Below are 20,367 nucleotides of genomic sequence, written 5' to 3'. Positions count from 1 at the left end.
TTTGGGGGCCAACCCGGTGCGTCGTTGCGCACCAGGCTGCCAGGCCCGGGGCTATTGGGTTTTCGTCGCTTTCACGATGCCGACTTGCTCCTGCGCTTGCAGGTTGCTCTTGCGCACGCTGTCGACAAATCCCTGGAACGGTACGTCAGTGATGCCTACAAGGCCGAAGTGACCGTTCTCGCCATCGAGCAGACGGCCACTGGCCGGTTGGTCCAGGTACTGGAACCAGTGCACACCGACGATCGAGGGCTCGGCCAGTGCCGCTTTCAGGAAGGCCGCATACGCCGGCCCCCGCGCCTCCTCCTTGGCCACTTCCATCGGCCCTGGCCAGAACGGGCCGCGATCACGCGAGCCGAACTGGAATTCGGAGACCAGTACCGGCTTGTCCAGGGCATTGAGCTGGCTGAAGTCGTAGCCGTCCTGGGGTTTGGGCGTGTAGAAGTTGAAGCTCAGGACATCACAGAACTCGGCGCAGGCCTGCACCGCTTCCGGCGTGCTGACGGCATAGCGTCCACCCAGCAGCAGATGATTGGGCGCGTGCCACTTCAAGGCGTCGGAAATGGTCTTGAAGTAGGTCTCGGCGAAGACCTTCTGGAAGTACTTGAAGTCGGCCTCGATCTCCGGGTGTTCCGGGCTGGGCTGGGGCGGCTCGAACCCCGGGTCTTCCATTAGTTCCCAGGCGGCCAGGTCTATGCCCCAGGCCTTGGACAGGCCGGCCTGGTTGCGGTACTTGTCGCGCAACTGCTTGAGGAACGCACGCTTGGCCGGCACATCGGTGGTCAGGCGCAAGGTGCCATAGGCCAGGGCGTAACGGGCCTTGGGGTCGTTGCCCGGCGCGGCCCAGGCCAGCTCGTTGTCGGCAAAATAGCCGATCAGCCAGGGGTCGTCGCGGTGATCACGGGTGGCGATGGCCACGGCACGTTCGGTGGCCATGGCAAAACGTGGGTCGAACGGGTCGGGCATGCGGCCCCACCAATCCATGCCCGTGCTGATGCTGGTGTAGTCACCGACAATCGACAACGGCAAGGTGTAGGCCACGCGATCGGTCTTGCCCAGGGCCGGCTCGCTCCAGTTACCCAGGGTATTGAAGCCCCAGGCCTGCAGGCGGTCCAGGGTGTGGCCGCGCCAGCGCTGCGGGTCGAACGCCGGTGCCGGGCACGGCACCGCCGCCGTGGTGTCGGTCGCGGCGGTCGAGGTGCAGGGCTTGCCGTGGCTGCGTTCGAGGTTGGCGGCATAGAAGTCGAACCAGCGTCCCTGGTTGAAGTTGCGCCCGTTCGCCGAACCATTGCCGTCGTTGTTGTTGCCTTCGCCATAGAACTGCGCCAGCGGCTCGCCGGCTTGCGGCAAGGCGGTGAACATCGATTCGCGCCCGGCCACGTAGGTCCGCCCGCCCTCGGGGGTAACCGCGTTGACGCCCAGGGAGTAGAACGGATGGCCTTCCGGGGTAACCAGGTACCAGCGCCCGTCATGCTTTTCGGTGCGGAAGAAGCCCTTGGCCTCGAATTGCAGGCCGTTGCTCAAGCCGCCGAACTTGTCGCGCTTGAGGTGGCTGCGTTCGGCCAGCCAGCCCTTGAGCTGCTGCTGTTCGCGGGACAGGGCGGCCTTGAGCTGGTCATCGCTGGCGATCTTCTCTGGCCAACGGCCGCGGGTGGACTGCCCATAGGCATCGATCAAGCCTCTGTAGACGGCCTTTTGCAGCGCATCGTCGTCCTGGATGCCGAAACGCTCGATCATCAGGCTCTGGGCGACATCGGGCTGGTTCATCGACAAGGTCACCGACACCACCTGCTTGAGGTCCAGATCACCGGCACTGCTGGTCAGCAACCAGCGCTGGCCTTCGTGGGTCCAGGGCATCGGCGGGCCGGCACGCATGCCCTGGCTCAGCGGCGAACTGGCCTTGAGCGGCACCACCACGGTCTGGGCCGGGCCCGCCGGCAGGTCGATGCGACTGGTGAGGGTCTTGCCATCGCTGCCGAGCACCGTGACATCCACGGTCAGCGGCCAGTCCATGCCACTTTGCAGGCGCAAGGTCATGGCCGTGGCCGTGGACCAGTCCCAGGTACCGGCTTGCGGGCTCAAGCGCAGGCTCGGCCGTTGCGCCGGGTTGAACACCACGCGGCGCAATACCTCGCCCTCCGCCGTCTGTTCTGCGTTGTACTGCGGCAAGCTGGCGTCAGTGGTCTGCACATTGACCACGGCAGCCGGGCGCACGAAGCTGAACAGCGTCTGTTGCCCGGCCAGCAGCGGCGTGCTGAACATCAGTGCGAAGACGGCAGGCAAGGTACGGCGAATCATAGGGCTGGAGCTCTCCTTGAGGGCCCGTGCGGGCCTTGAACTGAGTCATAGACAACGCCCCGGGACAATGATCCCCGGAGCTCAGGAAATTTCCCGTCGAAACGGCGGCAACGCGTTGAGGATAGCCTTGCCGTAGCGCTGGGTGACCACGCGTCGATCCAGCAGGGTGATGGTGCCGCGGTCCTGCTCGGTACGCAGCAGCCGGCCGCAGGCCTGGATCAGGCGCAAGGAGGCGTCCGGCACGGCGATCTCCATGAACGGATTGCCGCCGCGCGCCTCGATCCACTCGGCCAGGGCCGCCTCGACCGGATCGTCCGGCACGGCGAAGGGGATCTTGGCGATGACCACATGCTCGCAGTAGGCACCTGGCAGATCCACGCCCTCGGCAAAACTGGCCAGGCCGAACAGCACGCTGGAATCACCGCCATCGACCCGCGCCTTGTGCTTGTTCAGGGTCTCCTGCTTGGACAGGTTGCCCTGGATGAACACCTGCTTGCGCCAGTCGCGGTCCAGGCCGTCGAAAACGTCCTGCATCTGCTTGCGCGAGGAGAACAGCACCAGCGAGCCACGCGAGCCTTCGACCAGCTCCGGTAGGTCGCGAATGATCGCCGCCGTATGGGCAACGGCGTCCCGCGGGTCGGCACGCAGGTCCGGCACCCGCAACACACCGGCATCGGTGTGGTGGAAGGGACTCGGCACCACGGCGGTGATGGCATCCTTGGGCAAGCCGGCACGCATGCGAAAGCGATCGAACTTGCCCAACGCAGTCAGGGTCGCCGATGTCACCAGCGCGCCATGGGCGACGTTCCACAGGTTGCGGCGCAACATTTCGGCGGCAAGGATCGGGCTGGCGTTGACCTCGATATCGAACAGCGCACCGCTTTCGGCCAGGGTCAGCCAACGCGCCATGGGCGGGCTGTCTTCCGGGTCTTCGGCGGTGAAGGCGGTCCACAGCTCCCAGTTGCCCTGGGCACGCATCAGCAGGCTGCCGAACAGCGGGTACCACTCTTCGGCCTGGTGGCTGGCAATGCCGATATTGACCTCGGCGTCCATGCCCTCCTTGAGCAGTTCGGTCAGGCGGGTGAACAGGTCGGTCAGGCGCGAGAAGCCTTTTTTCAGTTCGATGCCCATTTCACGCATGTGCTCGGGCACCACACCACCCTCGAAGCGATGGCGTGGCCGCTCGCGGCCTTCCATGTCTTCGCCGGGGCGGAAATCGGCCACCTGTTCGCAGGCGGTGAACATGAACTGCTGCTGGGCCTTGATCTCCCGGGCCAGTTCCGGCACCTGTTCGATCAACTTGCCCAGGTCGCCCGGCAAGGGGTGCTGGGCCAGCAGCTTGGTCAGGTTCTTGGCCGTTTGCTCCAGCCAGTCGGCGGTGGAGCGCAGCCGGGTGTAATGGGCGAAATGGCCGATGGCCTTGTCCGGCAGGTGGTGGCCTTCGTCGAACACATAGATGGTGTCGCGCGGATCGGGCAGCACCGCGCCACCGCCCAGGGCCAGATCGGCCAGGACCATGTCGTGGTTGGTGACGATCACATCGACCTTGCCCATGCCTTCACGGGCCTTATAGAAGGTGCACTGGCCGAAGTTGGGGCAATGGCGTCCGGTGCACTGGCTGTGGTCGGTGGTCAGGCGCGCCCAGTCCTGGTCTTCCAGGGCTTGCGGCCAGCTGTCACGGTCGCCGTCCCAGCGGTTGCCGGCCAGTTTCTCGATCATGCTGGTGAACAGCTTCTGGCTGGCCTCGTCGACCTCGATCTTGAAGCCTTCTTCTTCGAACAGCTGGGCCGTGGCCGATTGCGCATGACCCTCCTGCAACAACAGGTCGAGCTTGGACAGGCACAGGTAACGGCCACGCCCCTTGGCCAGGGCGAAGCTGAAGTTCAGGCCGCTGTTGCGCATCAGGTCGGGCAGGTCCTTGAAGACGATCTGCTCCTGCAGGGCCACTGTCGCGGTGGCGATCACCAGGCGCTTGCCGGCGGCCTTGGCGGCAGGGATCGAGGCCAGGCTGTAGGCCACCGTCTTGCCGGTACCGGTGCCGGCCTCGACCGCCACCACGGCGGGCTCACCGGCACGTCGACCTTCGTCGTCGCAGGCGATGTCGCCCAGCACCTTGGCCACTTCGGCGATCATCAGGCGCTGGCCGTAGCGTGGCTTGAGATTCTTGGCTTCGAGAAAACGCGAATAGGCGCCCTGAATCGTGGTTTTGAGTTCGTTGCTGATCATGGTGTCGGGGCGCCCGGAGGGCTGGATAAATTTTCAGTGTTTCGATCGGGTCGCTATCATACCCCGCTATTGCCCTTTGCGCCGCATGGAGATCCCGATGGCCGCCTTTGCCCTTCCTTATAGCCTGCATGTCCTGGCCGCCCTGGTGTGGGTCGGCGGGATGTTCTTCGCCTGGCTGATCCTGCGGCCGGCGGCGGTTGCAGCCCTGGACGGCCCTGCCCGCCTGCGCCTGTGGGTGGAAGTGTTTCAGCGCTTTTTCGTGTGGGTCTGGGTGGCGATCCTGATATTGGCGATCAGCGGCATCGGCATGATCCACCTGCGTTTTGCCGGTTTCGAGACGGCGCCACGCTATGTCCAGGCGATGATTGGCGGCGGCATCGTCATGTTCGCGCTGTTTTTTCGTATCCAGGCATTGCTGCTACCGGAACTGCGCAAGGCGGTACAGGCTGAAGACTGGCCGGCCGGTGCCGGTGTGCTGGGGCGGATTCGCCGCCTGGTAGGGATCAACCTGCTGCTGGGGATCGCCGTGGTGCTGGTGGCGAGCACCCGCTGGTTGATCTGATACATCCCGTAGCCACTGCCGCCAGGCCGCTCCCACAGCTGTAGTCGATCGCAGCCTGGCGGCAGCGGCTACAGGGATTACAAGCGTTTCAGAATCAGCTCGCCCTCAGCCCCGGCCAGGCCGGGCTGGCCTGCGACACCGGGCTTGCCGGCGGTACCGGGAGCCGTGCGATAGACCAAGCACCCCTTGCTCGCCCCGCCCGCGCCCGGTTTACCCGCAGCGCCGGCAATCCCCGGCGCACCACCATCGAGCTGCACCTTGATCCGCTCGGCCGCAAAGTCCGACGGCACGGCCAGCAGTACCCGGCCCCCGGGCGCACCATTCTGTCCATTCCCGCCATTGTCGCCATCGGCGCCACTGCTGGCCTGGCCCCAGGTGCATCCTGCGGCCTTGCCGTTGGCCCCATCCAGCCCGACGTACCCCGGCGCACCGGCACCGCCGCGCGCATCGATGGCCAAAACCTGCGCCTGCAAGGCATGCAGTTGCAGATCGAGGTTGCGCCCCGCCCTGGCCGCACGCTCATGAGTGCCTGGGGCGCCACGGGCGCTGATCTGGCTGGCTTCGTCCAGTCGGGCCCGCCCGACTTCGATCTTCAATGGGGCGTCCGCCGGCACGATGGCGATTCGCGCCTCGCGCCCCATGTGCAGTTCATCGACTTTTAGTTCGACCAGGCTGCCTGGCAGCAACAAGGTGGCCGAATCCGCCACGTCCAGGCGTTGCAGGTGCACGACACTGGACTTGTTGGGCAGGCGCAGCACCGAATTGGCCGCCACACTGATGGCATCGGCCAGGGCCAGCGGGCTGAACAGCGCCGCCAGCAAAATCAAATTACGCATGTGTACTCTCCTGACGGGGCGCCGGAATCGACAGCACATGAAAGATTCCGACCAGCAGGATCTGCAGGCGGTCGAACCAGCGATGGCTACGCCCGCGCAGGCGACCATTGAAGCCCAGCACCTCCAGCAGGTGCAGGCCGAGCAGCGCGGCACCCGCCGCGTTGATCAGCAGGTTGAACGGCAGTACCTGGGGCATCAGCAGATTGACCAGGACCACCCACCAGAACACCACCGTCAGGACCTTGCCCAGCGCCAGCAGAACCTTCATACGCGCCCCCTGTTGTTGTTTTTTGGCAGGCGATGCCAACGTCTGGGCATCGCCTGCAACAGTAACGGCCGCGCTGTGCTTGCGCCAGAGCACTCGATCAGTTCAGGTGCAATTCCACCCGGCGGTTCTGCGCACGGCCTTCTTCCGTGTCGTTATCGGCCACCGGCTGGCTTTCGCCGCGGCCCTGGCTGGTGACTTTCGAGGCTGCCAGGCCCTGGCTGATCAGGTACTCGGCAACACTGGCGGCACGCCGTTCGGAGAGTTCCTGGTTATAGGCATCGGCACCTTGACTGTCGGTATGGCCGATCACCTTGACGCTGTGCACGCTGGCGTCATTGAGCTTGCCCATCAACCCCTGCAACTGGCTGCGGGCTCCCTCGGTCAGCTCGGCCGAGTCGAAGGCGAACATCACCGCGCCCTTGTCATCGAGGGTGATGACTTCCGGGCCGGCGGCAGCTTCCACGGTTTTTTCCGGGTATTGCGGCAACGGGCAGCCGGTGTGGCTGACCGGTGTATTGGCCGGGGTATCCGGGCAGTTGTCTCGACGGTCGAACACGCCGTCCTCATCTTCGTCGCCATCCTGGGCATAGCAGATCAGGCCGCCGGCAATCGCACCGGCAGCACCGGCACCGGCCGCCCAGGCCGAGCTTTCGATAGCCCCCAGGCCGCCACCGACCAAACCGCCAATCACACTGCAGATAGGCCAGGTCCTTTGATTGAGTGGTGCGCTGCCATCACTGTGGGTGGCACAACCGGAAAGCAGGCTTGCAGCCACCAGCAGGGGGAGAGCCGCTTTGGAGAGAACACTCATGAAATTGCTCCTGTGTCACCGGCCTATACCGGTCACACAGGAGTAAAGACGGGCCTGCGGCACTTCTCAAGCCGCAGGCCGCTTGCATCAGCGCTGGATGCGAATTTCCGTACGACGGTTCTGTGCCCGTCCTTCGGCCGTCGCGTTGTCGGCTTCTGGCTGGCTTTCACCGGCGCCTTGTACCGAGACGAAACTGGCGCGTGGTACGCCGCTGCTGATCAGGTACTCGGTGACCGAATGGGCGCGTTTTTCCGAGAGCTTCTGGTTGTAGGCATCACGGCCGACGCTGTCGGTATGCCCGGTGACGCTCAGCCTGGCGCTAGGCGCTTCCTGTTTCAGGCGGGTGGCAATGGTATTGAGGCGTTCCTTGTCGGCGGCGGTGAGCTTGGCCGAGTCGAACTCGAAGTGCACATCGCGAATGACGATGACTTCTTCCTTGACCACGACCGCTTCTTCGACAACCGGAGCAGGTTCAGGCGGGCAGCCATTGGCATCGACCTGCACACCGCGTGGCGTGCCAGGGCACTTGTCACGGCTGTCCGGCACACCATCGCCATCCTCGTCACCGTCGCCGTGGGCCCAGCAGTAACCCGCCGCCATGCCCGCGCCGAGCAGCGCGCCCCAACCGGCCCAGGTCGAGCTTTCTATCGCGCCCAGGGCGGCGCCGCCTACACCCCCGACGGCAGCACACTTCGGCCAATCGGTTTTTTGCAAACCTGCACAACCAGTCAACACGCTGGTTAGCAGAACCAGGGGTAATGCTGTGCGTACTATGCTCATTTTGTTGCTTCTCCTAGGGGGGATTCGGTGCGGAACCGATCTCTGGGAGTAAAGACCGCGCAAACCATCTCCGCCAGCAATAAGCCATGATGCGGCTGTCAGCCACTATGCCTGACGGCCCGGGACCGTTAGTCTTGACGCATCTGAGCGAGGATTCCCGATGATTGACGGATTTTCCCAATACACGCCGCAGCAGGCCCTGGCCGCCCTGCTCGAGCGTCATGCACCACAACGCCTGCTGCTGGTGGGCACGCGATTCCCTGCCCTGGAGGCGTTTGCCCAGGCACACCCGCAGGTGGAAATTGCCCAGGCCGAACCCGGACCGCTGCCTGCTGCCCTGGCGGCGCAACGCTTCGACCTGGCCCTGCTGGTCGACTGCCTGGAGCACTTGCCCAAACGCGATGGCCTGCAGTTGCTGGGCGGTATCCGTAACCTCAACGCCAGCCGCGTGGCGGTGCTGGCCGACCTGGCCGCCTGCGGCTGGCACGACACCGACTTTTTCGCCCTGGCCCTACAGGCCAACGAAAAATTTCAGCGTGATGAGCAGGTTCTGAGCCTGTTCACCTATGATCTACGTGAATACAAACAGGTCCCGGACTGGCTCAACGCCAAGTTCTGGGCCAACCCGCAAAATTTTGGCAAGTACTGGTGGTGAAGCAATGAGTGTCTCGGTTTGTCCCTGCGGCAGCGGTAATCTGCTCGATGCCTGTTGCGGACACTTCCATGCCGGGCATCCGGCCCCCGATGCCCAGGCGCTGATGCGTTCGCGCTACAGTGCCTATGTGCTGGGCCTGGTCGACTACCTGGTGCAGACCACCTTGCCGGTGCAGCAGGCAGGCCTGGATCGCGACGCCATCAAGGCCTGGAGCGCACAAAGCACCTGGCTGGGCCTGGAAGTGGAAAGCGCCGAGGTGTTCGGCGGCCAACCCGAACATGCCTTTGTCACCTTCACCGCCTGCTGGCACGACAATGACGGCGAGCACAGTCACCGTGAGCGTTCGGCCTTTGTGCAGAACGGCGGACGCTGGTACTTCATCGACCCGACCGTGGGCCTCAAAGCTGGTCGCAACGACGCCTGCCCCTGTGCCAGCGGGCAGAAGTTCAAGAAGTGCTGCGCCAGTTACCTGGGAAGCTGAGCCCCATGGCCCGCCTGTTGCTGTTCAGCCTCCTGCTACTGCAACTGACGGGCTGTGCCAGCTGGTTTGGCAGCGACTACCGCGACCCCGAAGTGCAGCTGGTCAAGGTCGAAATGGTCAAGGCACGCCTGCTGCAACAGGAGTTCGTTCTGCACGTGCGCGTCGACAACCCCAATGACAGTCGCCTGTTCATCCGCAACCTGAGCTATTCGGTGCATTTGAACGACCTGCTGCTGGCCGAAGGCGAGTCGAGCCTGTGGCGCAGTGTCGGCGGTCACGCCCGGCGTACCTTCAAGATTCCGGTGCGTACCAACCTGTGGCAACAGGTCAAGCCCCTGTCCAAGCTGCTGCGCCAAACCGACCAACCGCTGCGCTATCGCCTCGATGGCGAGCTCAACAGTGGATTAATCTTCCCCCGCGAACTGCACTTATCGCGCAGTGGTGAGATAATTCCCGGCGATCTTTTACCGGAGTAACCCGCAATGACCCAGCAACCCCATGTCCATGGCCCCGACTGCAACCACGATCATGACCATCACCACCATCATGACCACGGCCATGTGCACGGTCCACACTGCAACCACGGCCACCAGGAGCCGGTGCGCAACGCCCTGAAGGACGTCGGCCGCAACGATCCGTGCCCGTGCGGCAGCAACAAGAAGTTCAAGAAGTGCCACGGCGCCTGATACCGCCAAGGTAATGGCGAGGCTTTGCAAATAAAGGCCTCGCCCCCGCTTGCATGGCATGGTCGAGCTCACTAACGTAGCGCCTTTTATCAGACGCCACGCCCTGCAGGAGCCCGACCATGGCCGCGCCAGCCTTCCCCCCTTTCCTCCCCCGGTTCGGCGTAGCCGCAGCGATGTTCGGCTTGCTTGCCCTGGGCGGCTGCCAGATGGGCGGCCAGCGCGACAGCGTGCCACCCAGTACCGGCGTGCAACCGCTCAAGGGCCTGGCCCAGAACGTGACGGTACGGCGTAACCCCCAAGGCATGCCGCTGATCGAAAGCAGCAACTTCCATGACGCGCTCTTCGCCCTGGGCTATGTGCATGCCGGCGATCGCATCGGGCAAATGGTCGGCATGCGCTTGCTGGCCCAGGGTCGCCTGGCGGAACTGGCCGGTGACGATGTGCTGGAAGTCGACCGCCTGATGCGTGCGGCCAACCTGAAAAAGACCGCCAACCAGCTCTACGCCGATGCCTCGCCGCGCCTCAAGCGCTTCTTCGAGGTCTACGCCCGTGGCGTCAATGCCTACCTGTTCCGTTACCGCGACCGCCTGCCGGCACCGCTGGCGCAGAGCGGCTATCGCCCGGAATACTGGAAGCCGGAAGACTCGGCGCTGATCTTCTGCCTGTACAACTTCAGCCAGTCGGTCAACCTGCAGGAAGAACTGGCCGCCCTGACCCTGGCGCAGAAAGTCGGCAGCGACAAGCTGGCCTGGCTGCTGCCCAGCTACCCGGACGAGCCCCTGCCGCTGGACGAAGCCGACAAGCTCAAGGGCTTGAACCTGGGCAGCCAGCTGGCCGGGCTGGCGCCACTGGCCGCCGCCAGCGAACAACTGGCTTCACTCAACCTGCTGGGTGTGGCTGGCTCCAGCAACCTGGCGATTGCCCCGCAACGCAGCCGCAGCGGCAAGAGCCTGCTGGCCAGCGACACCCTCGCTGCCTGGGCCATGAGCCCGGTGCAGATTCGCGCGCCCAAATACCAGGCCGCCGGCGTGACCCTTGCCGGCTTGCCGCTGGTACTGTCCGGCTACAACGGCAAGCTGGCCTGGAGCGCCAGTGCGGTCATGGCCGACAACCAGGACCTGTACCTGGAACGGCTCAAGAACGAAGGCAGCCGCCTGATGTACCAGGCCGACGGCAAATGGCTGCCGGCCCTGGCGCGCAACGAGACCTTCTTTATCAAGGGCCAGCGCCCGCAACGCGAAACCCTCTACGACACCCGCCACGGCACCCTGCTGGGCAGCACCCGCAATGCCAGCCTGGGCCTTGCCCTGCAGGTGCCGCAGCTCAAGGGTGACATGAGCATGGATGCCTTCTTCAACCTGTCGCGGGCGCAGACAGTCGAGCGCGCCTTCGACAACACCCGGGAGATCGGCGCGGCGGCGCTCAACTTCGTCTTCGCCGATGCCAGCAACATTGGCTGGCAGGTCAGTGGCCGCTTCCCCAACCGTCGCGAAGGCCAGGGCCTGCTGCCCTCGCCGGGCTGGGACGGACGCTACGACTGGGACGGCTACGCCGATCCGATGCTGCACCCCTACGACCAGGATCCGCTCCAGGGCTGGCTGGCCAATGCCAACCAGCGCAGCGTCCCCAAGGGCTACGGCATGCAGCTGTCCAACAGCTGGTACTACCCCGAGCGCGCCGAGCGCCTGGGGCAACTGGCCGGCAACGGCAAACATGACAGCCGCAGCCTGATCACCCTGCAAAACGACCAGACCACGCTGTTCGCCGACAAGCTCAAGCAGATGTTCGAAGCGCCCGGCATGGCCCAGCCGCTCAAGCAGGCCATCGAGGCCCTGCCCGCCGAACAGCGCACCCGTGCGCGGGAAGCCTACACCCGGCTGATGGCCTTCGATGGCCGGCTGACGACCACCTCGGCCGACGCCGCCCTGTATGAGCTGTTCCTGCAGGAAAGCGCCAGACAGACCTTCCTCGACGAACTGGGCCCGGAATCCTCCCCTGCCTGGCAAGCCCTGGTCGGCAATGCGCGCCTGTCCTATTCGGCCCAGGCCGACCACCTGCTGGGTCGCGAAGACAGCCCGTTCTGGGACGACCAGCGCACCGCGCAGAAAGAAGACAAACCGGCGATCCTCGCCCGCAGCCTGGCCGCCGCGGTCAGCGCCGGCGAAGCGCAACTGGGCAGCGACCGCCGTGCCTGGCAGTGGGGCAAGCTGCATCAGTACCGCTGGCCGGCGCCGACCTTCCATGGCCTGGGTGATGCCGTCAGCCGCAGCCCGCAAGCTGCAGGGGGCGATCACAGCACCCTGAACCTCGCACCCTTTGCCTGGGGCAAGGACTTCAACGCCGAACTGGCACCGTCACTGCGCATGGTGGTGGACTTCGGCCAGGCCGAACCGCTGCAACTGCAAAGCAGCAGCGGCCAGTCCGGCAACCCGGCCAGCAAGCACTTTGCCGATGGCCTGGAGGCCTGGTTCAAGGGCCGCTACATGAGCCTGCCGCTGCAACCGCAGAACTTCGACCGGGCCTACGGCAACCAGCGCCTGACCCTGGTGCCGGGCAAGTAATTCCCCGCCTGCGCGCAGCCGGTGCAATGCCGGCTGCGCTGATCCATATCAACAGCCCCCGCCCGCAATTGTTCTACAACGAAACCGTAGGGCGACCTCGCCCGTACTGCCTGATGAACCATAAAAGCAATTGCACGCCTTGGCCGTCGGGACCACCCGGGGCCAGGTGATTAAAGGAATAATGCAATGGACAGTGCCCTCTCACGTCTGGCCTTGTGCGCCGCGGCGTTGTTGTCGATCCCTGCCCTGCAGGCCAGTGAAGCCGTCGAGGATGACCTGCTCGCGCGTGGCAAATACGTTGCCCAGCTGGGTGACTGCGTCGCCTGCCACACCGCGCCCCAGGGTCCGCCGATGGCAGGGGGACTGCAACTGCAGACGCCCATGGGCACCCTCTACTCAACCAACATCACCCCGGACCCGAACACCGGCATCGGTCGTTACAGCTTCGAGCAATTCGACAGGGCCATGCGTGAGGGCGTGAGCGCGGACGGCACCTACCTCTACCCGGCCATGCCCTACCCGTCCTACGCCAAGATGAGCGAAGCCGACATGCGTGCGCTCTACGCCTATCTGATGCAAGGCGTAACGCCCATCAGCCGCTCCAACCAGGCCGCCGACATGGTCTGGCCGTTCAACATGCGCTGGGGCCTGGCCTTGTGGAACTGGGCGTTCGTCGACAGCCAGCCCTTCGAAGCCGACCCCGACCGCGACCCGCTGATCAACCGCGGTGCCTATCTGGTGCAAGGCCTGGGTCATTGTGGTGCCTGCCATACGCCACGGGGCCTGGCCTTCCAGGAAAAGGCCATGAGCGATGCCGGCAGCAGCGGCAAGCACTTCCTCGCCGGTGAAACCGTCGAGCACTGGCGGGCCCTGAGCCTGCGCAACCTGTGGACGGTGCCGGACACCGTGCAGTTGCTCAAGACCGGGCAGAACCGCTTCGCCACCGTCTCGGGCAACATGGCCGAGGTGATTCACCACAGCACCCAGCACTTCAGCGATGCCGACCTCACGGCTATCGCCGCTTACCTCAAGTCCCTGCCTCCCGGCGAGGACGACCTGCCCATGCCGGCCGTGGCACTGGCCCCTGCCGCGCCCCCGGACGACCTGTTCAGCAGTCGCGGCGGCCTGGGCTACACGCAATTTTGCAGTGACTGCCACCGCACCGACGGCGGCGGCGTGGAGGGCATGTTCCCGCCCTTGGCCGGCAACCCGAGCATTGCCTCGAAAGACCCGACCTCCCTGCTGCATATCACCCTCACCGGTTGGGCCAGCGCACAGACCGCCACCCACTCGCGGGTGTACACCATGCCCGGGTTCGCTCGCCTGTCGGATCAGGAAATCGCCGAAATCCTCAGCTTCGTGCGCGGGCGCTGGGGCAACGACAGCCCGGCGGTCACACCCGATCAGGTGAAAGCGCTGCGCGGCCAGCTCAATCCGCAGACCACCGACTCGACGACCTTCCAGACCCCGCGCCTGGCCGACCTGCTCGCCGCGCCCAACGCCGAGCAGGTGATCCGCGGCATGCGCCTGCACCTGCAGACCAAGGCGCTGCTGCCGGATAACGTCGGCAACAGCCTCAACTGCACCAGTTGCCACCTGAACGCCGGCACGGTGGCCGATGGCTCGCCCTTCGTCGGCGTGTCGGCATTTTTCCCCGGCTACGCGCCACGGGCCGGCAAGGTCATCACCCTGGAGGAACGCATCAACGGCTGTTTCCGTCGCTCCATGAACGGCAAGCCGATCCCGCCGCAATCGGCCGACATGCAAGCCATGGTCGCCTACTTCGACTGGATGAAGAACAACACCCTGCCCGGCGACAAGGTGGCCGGCCGCGGGGTCGGCAAGATCGACCCGTCGATCAAACCCGACCTTGCCAATGGCCAGCAGGTTTACGTCAAACAGTGCGCGGTGTGCCACGGTGACAACGGCGAGGGCCTCGCCCGTGCCGATGGCACCCCTGTGTTCCCGCCGTTGTGGGGCGAGCAGTCGTTCAACCTCGGCGCCGGCATGGCACGCACCTACACGGCGGCCGCATTCGTCAAACGCAACATGCCGATCGGCTTTCACGAGGGCTTTCCCCTGGGCCAGGGCGGCCTGAGTGACCAGGAGGCGGTGGATGTCGCCGCCTGGTTCTCGCAACAGCCACGGCCGGACTTTGCCGACAAGGCCAAGGACTGGCCCAACGGTGGCAAACCGGTGGATGCGCGCTACTGAGAGGGTCGGTAATCCGGGCCGCTTTGCGGCCCATCCGCTACATGGTGTGAAACTTGCTTTCTTGGTGATGTCTGGCAGTGGGCGGTAACGGCCTATTGCCACCCCAACACTTTGCGAATCCAAGGACACACAATGAAAAAAGCATGGCTGACGGTTTCCGCACTCGCGTTGTGTCTGGCTGCGGGCAATGCCCTGGCCAAGGAGTACAAGGAGCTGCGCTTCGGCGTCGATCCGTCGTATGCACCTTTTGAATCCAAAGCTGCCGATGGCAGCCTGGTGGGCTTCGATATCGACCTGGGCAACGCCATCTGCGCCGAGCTCAAGGTCAAGTGCAAGTGGGTCGAAAGCGATTTCGACGGCATGATCCCGGGGCTCAAGGCCAACAAGTTCGATGGGGTGATTTCGTCCATGACGGTGACCCCGGCGCGCGAGAAGGTCATCGACTTCTCCAGCGAACTGTTCTCCGGCCCGACCTCGTTCGTGTTCAAGAAAGGCTCGGGGCTGAGCACCGACATCGCCTCGCTCAAGGGCAAGACCGTCGGCTACGAGCAAGGCACCATCCAGGAGGCCTACGCCAAGGCCGTGCTGGACAAGGCCGGGGTCAAGACCCAGGCCTACCAGAACCAGGATCAGGTCTATGCCGACCTGGTGTCCGGCCGCCTTGATGCCTCGATCCAGGACATGCTCCAGGCCGAACTGGGCTTCCTGAAGTCGCCACAGGGCGCCGATTACGAAGTCAGCCAACCGGTCGACAGCGAGTTGTTGCCGTCCAAGACCGCGGTAGGTATCAAAAAAGGTAACACCGAGCTCAAGGCGCTGCTCGATAAAGGTATCAAAGCGTTACACGATGACGGTACCTATGCCACGATCCAGAAAAAGCACTTCGGTGAACTGAACCTCTACAGCGGTAAATGATTGTTGTAGGAGCGGCGGTTCGACGCCTCGACTTGCCCCGCGATGAAGATGCTGCGTTTCGAACGGCCTCATCGCGGGGCAAGCCCGCTCCTACACAAAGACCGCATACACCTGGCATAGGTTGAGTTCATGTTCGAAGACCTGCTGCAATACCTGGGGCTCTCGGCATTCAGCTTGAAGGGCTTCGGCCCCTTGCTGCTGCAGGGCACCTGGATGACCATCAAACTCTCGGCCATGTCGCTGCTGGTCAGCGTCGGGCTGGGCCTGCTCGGCGCCAGCGCCAAGCTTTCGCCGATCCGCCTGCTGCGCGTCCCGGCGCAGCTCTACACCACCCTGATCCGCGGTGTACCGGACCTGGTGCTGATGCTGCTGATTTTCTACAGCCTGCAAACCTGGCTGACCAACCTCACCGACTACATGGAATGGGAATACATCGAGATCGACCCGTTCGCGGCCGGTGTCATTACCCTGGGCTTCATCTATGGGGCCTATTTCACCGAGACCTTCCGCGGCGCCATCCTCGCCGTGCCCCGCGGCCAGGTCGAAGCCGCCACCGCCTATGGCCTCAAGCGCCTGCAACGTTTTCGCTTCGTGGTCTTCCCGCAGATGATGCGCTTCGCCTTGCCCGGTATCGGCAATAACTGGATGGTGATGCTCAAGGCCACCGCCCTGGTGTCGATCATCGGCCTGGCCGACCTGGTCAAGGCGGCCCAGGACGCCGGCAAGAGCAGCTATCAGTTGTTCTACTTCCTGATGGTCGCGGCCTTCATCTACCTGCTGATCACCAGCGCCTCGAACATCTGCCTGCGCTGGCTGGAACGGCGCTATAACGTCGGCACCCGGGAGGCCATCCGATGATCGAACTGCTGCAGGAATACTGGCGAGCCTTCCTCTATACCGATGGCACCCACATCACCGGCCTGGCCATGACGATGTGGCTGCTCACCGCCTCGCTGGCCATCGGTTTCGTGGCCTCGATCCCCTTGTCCATCGCCCGCGTCTCGCCGCGTTTCTGGATCCGCTGGCCGGTGCAGTTCTACACCTACCTGTTCCGCGGCACGCCGCTGTATATCCAGCTGCTGATCTGCTACACCGGTATCTACAGCCTGGCCGCCGTACGTGAACAGCCGCTGCTCGACAGCTTCTTTCGCGACGCGATGAACTGCACCATCCTGGCCTTCGCCCTGAACACCTGCGCCTACACCACGGAGATCTTCGCCGGGGCGATCCGCAGCATGAACCATGGCGAAGTGGAAGCGGCCAAGGCCTACGGCCTGCGCGGCTGGAGACTTTATGCTTACATCATCATGCCGTCGGCGCTGCGCCGCTCGTTGCCCTACTACAGCAACGAGGTGATCCTGATGCTGCACTCCACCACAGTCGCCTTCACCGCCACCGTTCCGGATGTGCTCAAGGTCGCGCGCGACGCCAACTCGGCCACGTTTCTGACCTTCCAGTCATTCGGTATCGCCGCACTGATCTACCTGTGCGTGACCTTCACACTGGTTGGCCTGTTCCGCCTCGCCGAGCGGCGCTGGCTGGCTTTTCTAGGACCGACTCACTAGGACTGATATGCACCACTCGACCCACGATATTCTGGCTCCGGTGCCCGGCATCGCCCGCCAGATCCACAGCTTCCACTTCGGCCCCCGTGGCACCGGCAAGATCTATATCCAGGCCTCGCTGCACGCCGATGAATTGCCCGGCATGCTGGTGGCCTGGCACCTCAAGCAACGCCTGGCCGAGCTCGAAACCCAGGGCCTGTTGCTGCGCGAGGTGGTGCTGGTGCCGGTCGCCAACCCGGTCGGCCTGGAACAGGTGCTGATGGATGTGCCCCTGGGCCGCTACGAAATGCAAAGCGGTGAAAACTTCAACCGCAACTTCGTCGACCTGAGCGACAAGATCGGCGACCAGATCGAGGGGCACCTGACCCAGGACCCGGCGCACAACGTGGCCCTGATCCGTGAATGCCTGCGCCGCGCCCTGGACGCCCACCCGGCATCCACGCCGCTGCAGTCGCAGCGCCTGACCCTGCAACGGCTGGCTTGCGACGCCGAGATGGTGCTGGACCTGCACTGCGACTTCGAAGCCGTGGCCCATTTGTACACCACCCCCGAGGCCTGGCCGCAGGTCGAGCCCCTGTCACGCTACCTCGGAACCCAGGCCAGCCTGCTGGCCACCGATTCCGGCGGGCAGTCCTTCGACGAGTGTTTCACCCTGGTCTGGTGGCAGTTGCAACAGCGCTTCGGCAAAGCGTTCCCGATCCCCCAGGGCAGCTTCTCGGTCACCGTCGAATTGCGCGGCCAGGGCGACGTCAGTCACCCGCTGGCGGAGCAGGACTGCGCCGCGCTGCTGGCCTACCTGACCCACTACGGCGCCATCGACGGCACGGCCCCCGCCCTGCCGGAACTGCTCTACCCGGCTACGCCCCTGGCCGGCGTGGAGCCGGTGACCACGCCGCTGGGCGGTTTGCTGGTGTTTCACGCCAGGCCCGGCCAGTACCTGGAAAGCGGCGAGTTGATCGCCGAGGTCATCGACCCGCTCAATGACCGGGTGACACCGGTGCGCAACGTCTACCCCGGCCTCATGTACGCCCGCTCGCTGCGGCGCATGGCCACCGCCGGCATGGCCATCGCCCATGTGGCCGGCCGCCAGGCCTTTCGCAGCGGTTACCTGTTATCGCCTTGAGGGCCTGCCATGTACAAACTGACCATTGAAGACCTGCACAAGCGATACGGCGAGCACCATGTGCTCAAGGGCGTGTCGCTCAAGGCCAGGACCGGTGACGTGATCTGCCTGATCGGCGCCAGCGGCTCGGGCAAGAGCACCTTCCTGCGCTGCATCAACTTTCTCGAACAACCCAACGAGGGCCGCATGACCCTTGATGGCAACCCGGTGCACATGAGCCATGACCACCTTGGCCTGCGGGTGACCGACCCCGATGAGCTACAGCGCCTGCGCACGCGCCTGGCCATGGTCTTCCAGCATTTCAACCTGTGGAGCCACCTCAGCGTGCTGGAGAACATCAGCCTGGCGCCGCGGCGGGTGCTGGGGGTGAGCAAACAGGAAGCCGAAGCCCGGGCCCGCAAGTACCTGGACAAGGTCGGCCTGGCGGCGCGGGTCGCCGACCAGTACCCGGCCTTCCTCTCCGGGGGCCAGCAGCAACGCGTGGCCATTGCCCGAGCCCTGGCCATGGAACCGGAGGTGATGCTGTTCGACGAGCCCACCTCGGCGCTCGACCCGGAACTGGTCGGCGAAGTGCTGAAAGTGATTCAGGGGCTGGCGGAAGAAGGCCGGACCATGATCATGGTGACCCACGAGATGGCCTTTGCCCGCAAGGTAGCGAGCCAGGTGATGTTCCTGCACCAGGGGCTGGTCGAAGAGCAAGGGCCAGCCGCCGAGGTCCTCGGAAGTCCGAAAAGCGAGCGCCTGCGCCAGTTTCTCAGTGGCAACCTGAAGTAAGTCTCAGGCTATGGGCGCAGGGGGTGCTTCGTCCGGCAAGGTCGGCTCACCTGGCTCCATGGGCGGTTTTTCACCCGGTTCTGGCGGTTGCGGCTCATCCGGGTCAGGCTGAGTGGGAATACCGCTGGCATGGGCGGTGTGTGGATGCGGGTGAGCCAGCAGCGTCCAGGCCAGCACCCCAACCTGGTTGGGCTGCAGCACGGCCAGCTTGGCGCTGATGCTCGGGTCGAGTTTCATGAGCGACTCCTTGGCGACGCTCGCCAGGCCTGGTGCCTGGCGAACGGTTCATCGCATTAGAGTGCGCGGGGCACGGGGAATTCCCGCGCGCCGTCGGTTCAGGTGCGCGGCAGGGTGACGCCGCGCTGGCCCTGGTACTTGCCGCCACGATCCTTGTACGACACTTCGCACTCTTCATCGGATTCGAGGAACAGCATCTGCGCCACGCCCTCGTTGGCGTAGATTTTCGCCGGCAAGGTGGTGGTGTTGGAGAATTCCAGGGTCACGTGGCCTTCCCACTCCGGTTCCAGCGGCGTGACGTTGACGATTATACCGCAACGGGCATAGGTGCTCTTGCCCAGGCAGATGGTCAGCACGTTGCGTGGGATGCGGAAGTACTCGACGGTACGGGCCAGGGCGAAGGAGTTCGGCGGGATGATGCAGACGTCGCTCTTGACGTCGACGAAGCTGCCGGCATCGAAGTTTTTCGGATCGACGGTCGCCGAATTGATGTTGGTGAACACCTTGAACTCATCGGCGCAGCGCACGTCGTAACCATAGCTGGAGACACCGAAGGAGATCAGCCGGTTGTCGCTCTCGCCGCGCACCTGGCGCTCGACGAACGGCTCGATCATGCCGTGTTCCTGCGCCATGCGGCGAATCCACTTGTCCGATTTGATGCTCATGGCGGGTGTCCTGAAGTAACGAGGTGAAAAAATCTGTGGCGCATCTTACCGGGCCCGACGCCCGGTTCAAAGTTCCATCCGCCTGCAGGTGTCAAATCCGCGCCCGACGGGGCTTGCGGGGCCGGCGACTGCACCGTCAGTCTTGATTTGCGCGAAAGCTCAACAAGATTATTGGCACGTTCTGGAAAAACGGTTATGGTGGCGCCACTGTGCTGCACGTGTCACTGAGAATCTCTACTTGATGCAAGATTTCGATCAACCCATCTCCATGAATTTTCTGCCTCTTTGCACTCAGTCTCGGCCAGGGCGTTCCTGAGCCGTAGTTATCTTTGTCCAAGGAGACAGACCATGTCCAATCGCCAAACCGGTACCGTCAAGTGGTTCAACGATGAGAAAGGCTTCGGCTTCATCACCCCACAATCCGGTGACGACCTGTTCGTACACTTCAAAGCCATCAAGGCTGACGGCTTCAAGAGCCTGAAAGAAGGCCAGCAGGTTTCTTTCATCGCTACCCGCGGTCAGAAAGGCATGCAGGCTGAAGAAGTAGAAGTTATCTAACTTCCGCTTTACAGCTTGAAAAAAGCCCCGCCCTTAACAGGCGGGGCTTTTTTTATGCCCATCGCGGGGCAAGCCCGCTCCGACAGGGCCAGTAGGAGCGGGCTTGCCCCGCGCAGGGCTCATCTCAATCTTCGCTGATGGTGATGGTAGGCATC

General features: G+C 64.1%; 21 protein-coding genes. 13 read left to right on the top strand and 8 right to left on the bottom strand.

The window, feature by feature from the left end:
- Positions 1–51: 51 nt before the first annotated feature.
- Positions 52–2,295 (bottom strand): beta-galactosidase, encoded by a 2,244-nt coding sequence (locus M2D63_RS20860; protein WP_285864902.1) that lies wholly within the window; start codon positions 2,293–2,295, stop codon positions 52–54.
- 81 nt (positions 2,296–2,376) lie between these two features.
- Positions 2,377–4,521: an ATP-dependent DNA helicase DinG gene (gene dinG, locus M2D63_RS20855; RefSeq protein WP_285864901.1), complete on the bottom strand. Its 2,145-nt coding sequence runs from the start codon at positions 4,519–4,521 to the stop codon at positions 2,377–2,379.
- Positions 4,522–4,618: 97 nt separating this feature from the next.
- Between dinG and M2D63_RS20850 the strand changes: the two genes are divergently transcribed.
- Positions 4,619–5,083, top strand: a complete 465-nt coding sequence (locus M2D63_RS20850; protein WP_285864900.1) for a CopD family protein — start codon at positions 4,619–4,621, stop codon at positions 5,081–5,083.
- 77 nt (positions 5,084–5,160) lie between these two features.
- On the opposite strand, the gene M2D63_RS20845 is transcribed toward M2D63_RS20850, so the two are convergent.
- The 4 genes from M2D63_RS20845 to M2D63_RS20830 form a co-directional block, all read right to left on the bottom strand.
- Entirely contained in the window at positions 5,161–5,919 is a 759-nt protein-coding gene (locus tag M2D63_RS20845) for a collagen-like protein (protein WP_285864899.1), read from the bottom strand.
- Positions 5,912–6,187 carry a DUF1145 domain-containing protein gene (locus M2D63_RS20840; protein ID WP_285864898.1) on the bottom strand — a complete coding sequence of 92 codons (276 nt, stop codon included), beginning with the start codon at positions 6,185–6,187 and terminating at the stop codon, positions 5,912–5,914. The genes M2D63_RS20845 and M2D63_RS20840 overlap by 8 nt, the downstream gene beginning before the upstream one ends.
- Before the next feature lie 97 nt (positions 6,188–6,284).
- Positions 6,285–6,998, bottom strand: a complete 714-nt coding sequence (locus M2D63_RS20835; RefSeq protein ID WP_285864897.1) for an OmpA family protein — start codon at positions 6,996–6,998, stop codon at positions 6,285–6,287.
- Between the two features lie 87 nt (positions 6,999–7,085).
- On the bottom strand, positions 7,086–7,778 hold the full coding sequence (locus tag M2D63_RS20830) for an OmpA family protein (protein WP_285864896.1): 693 nt from the start codon (positions 7,776–7,778) through the stop codon (positions 7,086–7,088).
- A gap of 160 nt (positions 7,779–7,938) precedes the next feature.
- Between M2D63_RS20830 and M2D63_RS20825 the strand changes: the two genes are divergently transcribed.
- From M2D63_RS20825 to M2D63_RS20775, 11 genes are all read left to right on the top strand, one after another.
- Positions 7,939–8,433 carry a DUF6231 family protein gene (locus tag M2D63_RS20825; RefSeq protein ID WP_285864895.1) on the top strand — a complete coding sequence of 165 codons (495 nt, stop codon included), beginning with the start codon at positions 7,939–7,941 and terminating at the stop codon, positions 8,431–8,433.
- A gap of 4 nt (positions 8,434–8,437) precedes the next feature.
- The gene (locus M2D63_RS20820) at positions 8,438–8,914 is read left to right on the top strand and encodes a YchJ family protein (RefSeq protein WP_285864894.1); all 477 of its coding nucleotides are present in this window, start codon (positions 8,438–8,440) and stop codon (positions 8,912–8,914) included.
- 5 nt (positions 8,915–8,919) lie between these two features.
- A complete protein-coding gene (locus M2D63_RS20815; RefSeq protein ID WP_285864893.1) occupies positions 8,920–9,390 on the top strand; it encodes an LEA type 2 family protein in 471 nt (156 codons plus the stop codon).
- A 6-nt stretch (positions 9,391–9,396) separates the two neighbouring features.
- Positions 9,397–9,600, top strand: coding sequence for an SEC-C metal-binding domain-containing protein (locus tag M2D63_RS20810; protein WP_285864892.1), 204 nt, complete (start codon positions 9,397–9,399; stop codon positions 9,598–9,600).
- Positions 9,601–9,719: 119 nt separating this feature from the next.
- The gene (locus M2D63_RS20805; RefSeq protein ID WP_285864891.1) at positions 9,720–12,161 is read left to right on the top strand and encodes a penicillin acylase family protein; all 2,442 of its coding nucleotides are present in this window, start codon (positions 9,720–9,722) and stop codon (positions 12,159–12,161) included.
- Positions 12,162–12,347: 186 nt separating this feature from the next.
- Positions 12,348–14,375, top strand: a complete 2,028-nt coding sequence (locus M2D63_RS20800) for a c-type cytochrome (protein WP_285864890.1) — start codon at positions 12,348–12,350, stop codon at positions 14,373–14,375.
- Positions 14,376–14,507: 132 nt separating this feature from the next.
- Positions 14,508–15,290, top strand: coding sequence for a transporter substrate-binding domain-containing protein (locus M2D63_RS20795; RefSeq protein WP_285864889.1), 783 nt, complete (start codon positions 14,508–14,510; stop codon positions 15,288–15,290).
- A gap of 129 nt (positions 15,291–15,419) precedes the next feature.
- Positions 15,420–16,148 carry an ABC transporter permease gene (locus M2D63_RS20790; RefSeq protein ID WP_285864888.1) on the top strand — a complete coding sequence of 243 codons (729 nt, stop codon included), beginning with the start codon at positions 15,420–15,422 and terminating at the stop codon, positions 16,146–16,148.
- Positions 16,145–16,855: an ABC transporter permease gene (locus M2D63_RS20785; protein WP_285864887.1), complete on the top strand. Its 711-nt coding sequence runs from the start codon at positions 16,145–16,147 to the stop codon at positions 16,853–16,855. The genes M2D63_RS20790 and M2D63_RS20785 overlap by 4 nt, the downstream gene beginning before the upstream one ends.
- A gap of 7 nt (positions 16,856–16,862) precedes the next feature.
- On the top strand, positions 16,863–17,978 hold the full coding sequence (locus M2D63_RS20780; RefSeq protein WP_285864886.1) for a succinylglutamate desuccinylase/aspartoacylase family protein: 1,116 nt from the start codon (positions 16,863–16,865) through the stop codon (positions 17,976–17,978).
- Positions 17,979–17,987: 9 nt separating this feature from the next.
- On the top strand, positions 17,988–18,752 hold the full coding sequence (locus M2D63_RS20775) for an ABC transporter ATP-binding protein (RefSeq protein WP_285864885.1): 765 nt from the start codon (positions 17,988–17,990) through the stop codon (positions 18,750–18,752).
- 3 nt (positions 18,753–18,755) lie between these two features.
- Here M2D63_RS20775 and M2D63_RS20770 read toward each other — a convergent pair whose 3' ends face one another.
- Positions 18,756–18,989 carry a hypothetical protein gene (locus M2D63_RS20770; RefSeq protein ID WP_285864884.1) on the bottom strand — a complete coding sequence of 78 codons (234 nt, stop codon included), beginning with the start codon at positions 18,987–18,989 and terminating at the stop codon, positions 18,756–18,758.
- A 98-nt stretch (positions 18,990–19,087) separates the two neighbouring features.
- The gene (gene dcd, locus M2D63_RS20765; RefSeq protein WP_028943496.1) at positions 19,088–19,654 is read right to left on the bottom strand and encodes a dCTP deaminase; all 567 of its coding nucleotides are present in this window, start codon (positions 19,652–19,654) and stop codon (positions 19,088–19,090) included.
- Between the two features lie 348 nt (positions 19,655–20,002).
- On the opposite strand from dcd, the gene M2D63_RS20760 reads away from it, so the two are divergent.
- Positions 20,003–20,212 carry a cold-shock protein gene (locus M2D63_RS20760; protein WP_028943495.1) on the top strand — a complete coding sequence of 70 codons (210 nt, stop codon included), beginning with the start codon at positions 20,003–20,005 and terminating at the stop codon, positions 20,210–20,212.
- Positions 20,213–20,367 lie beyond the last annotated feature (155 nt).

Source organism: Pseudomonas sp. BJa5 (assembly GCF_030272875.2).
In the GTDB taxonomy this organism is placed as follows: Bacteria; Pseudomonadota; Gammaproteobacteria; order Pseudomonadales; family Pseudomonadaceae; genus Aquipseudomonas.
Note: the sequence above shows the minus strand (reverse complement) of the source record. Positions and strands in the feature narration are given on the sequence as shown.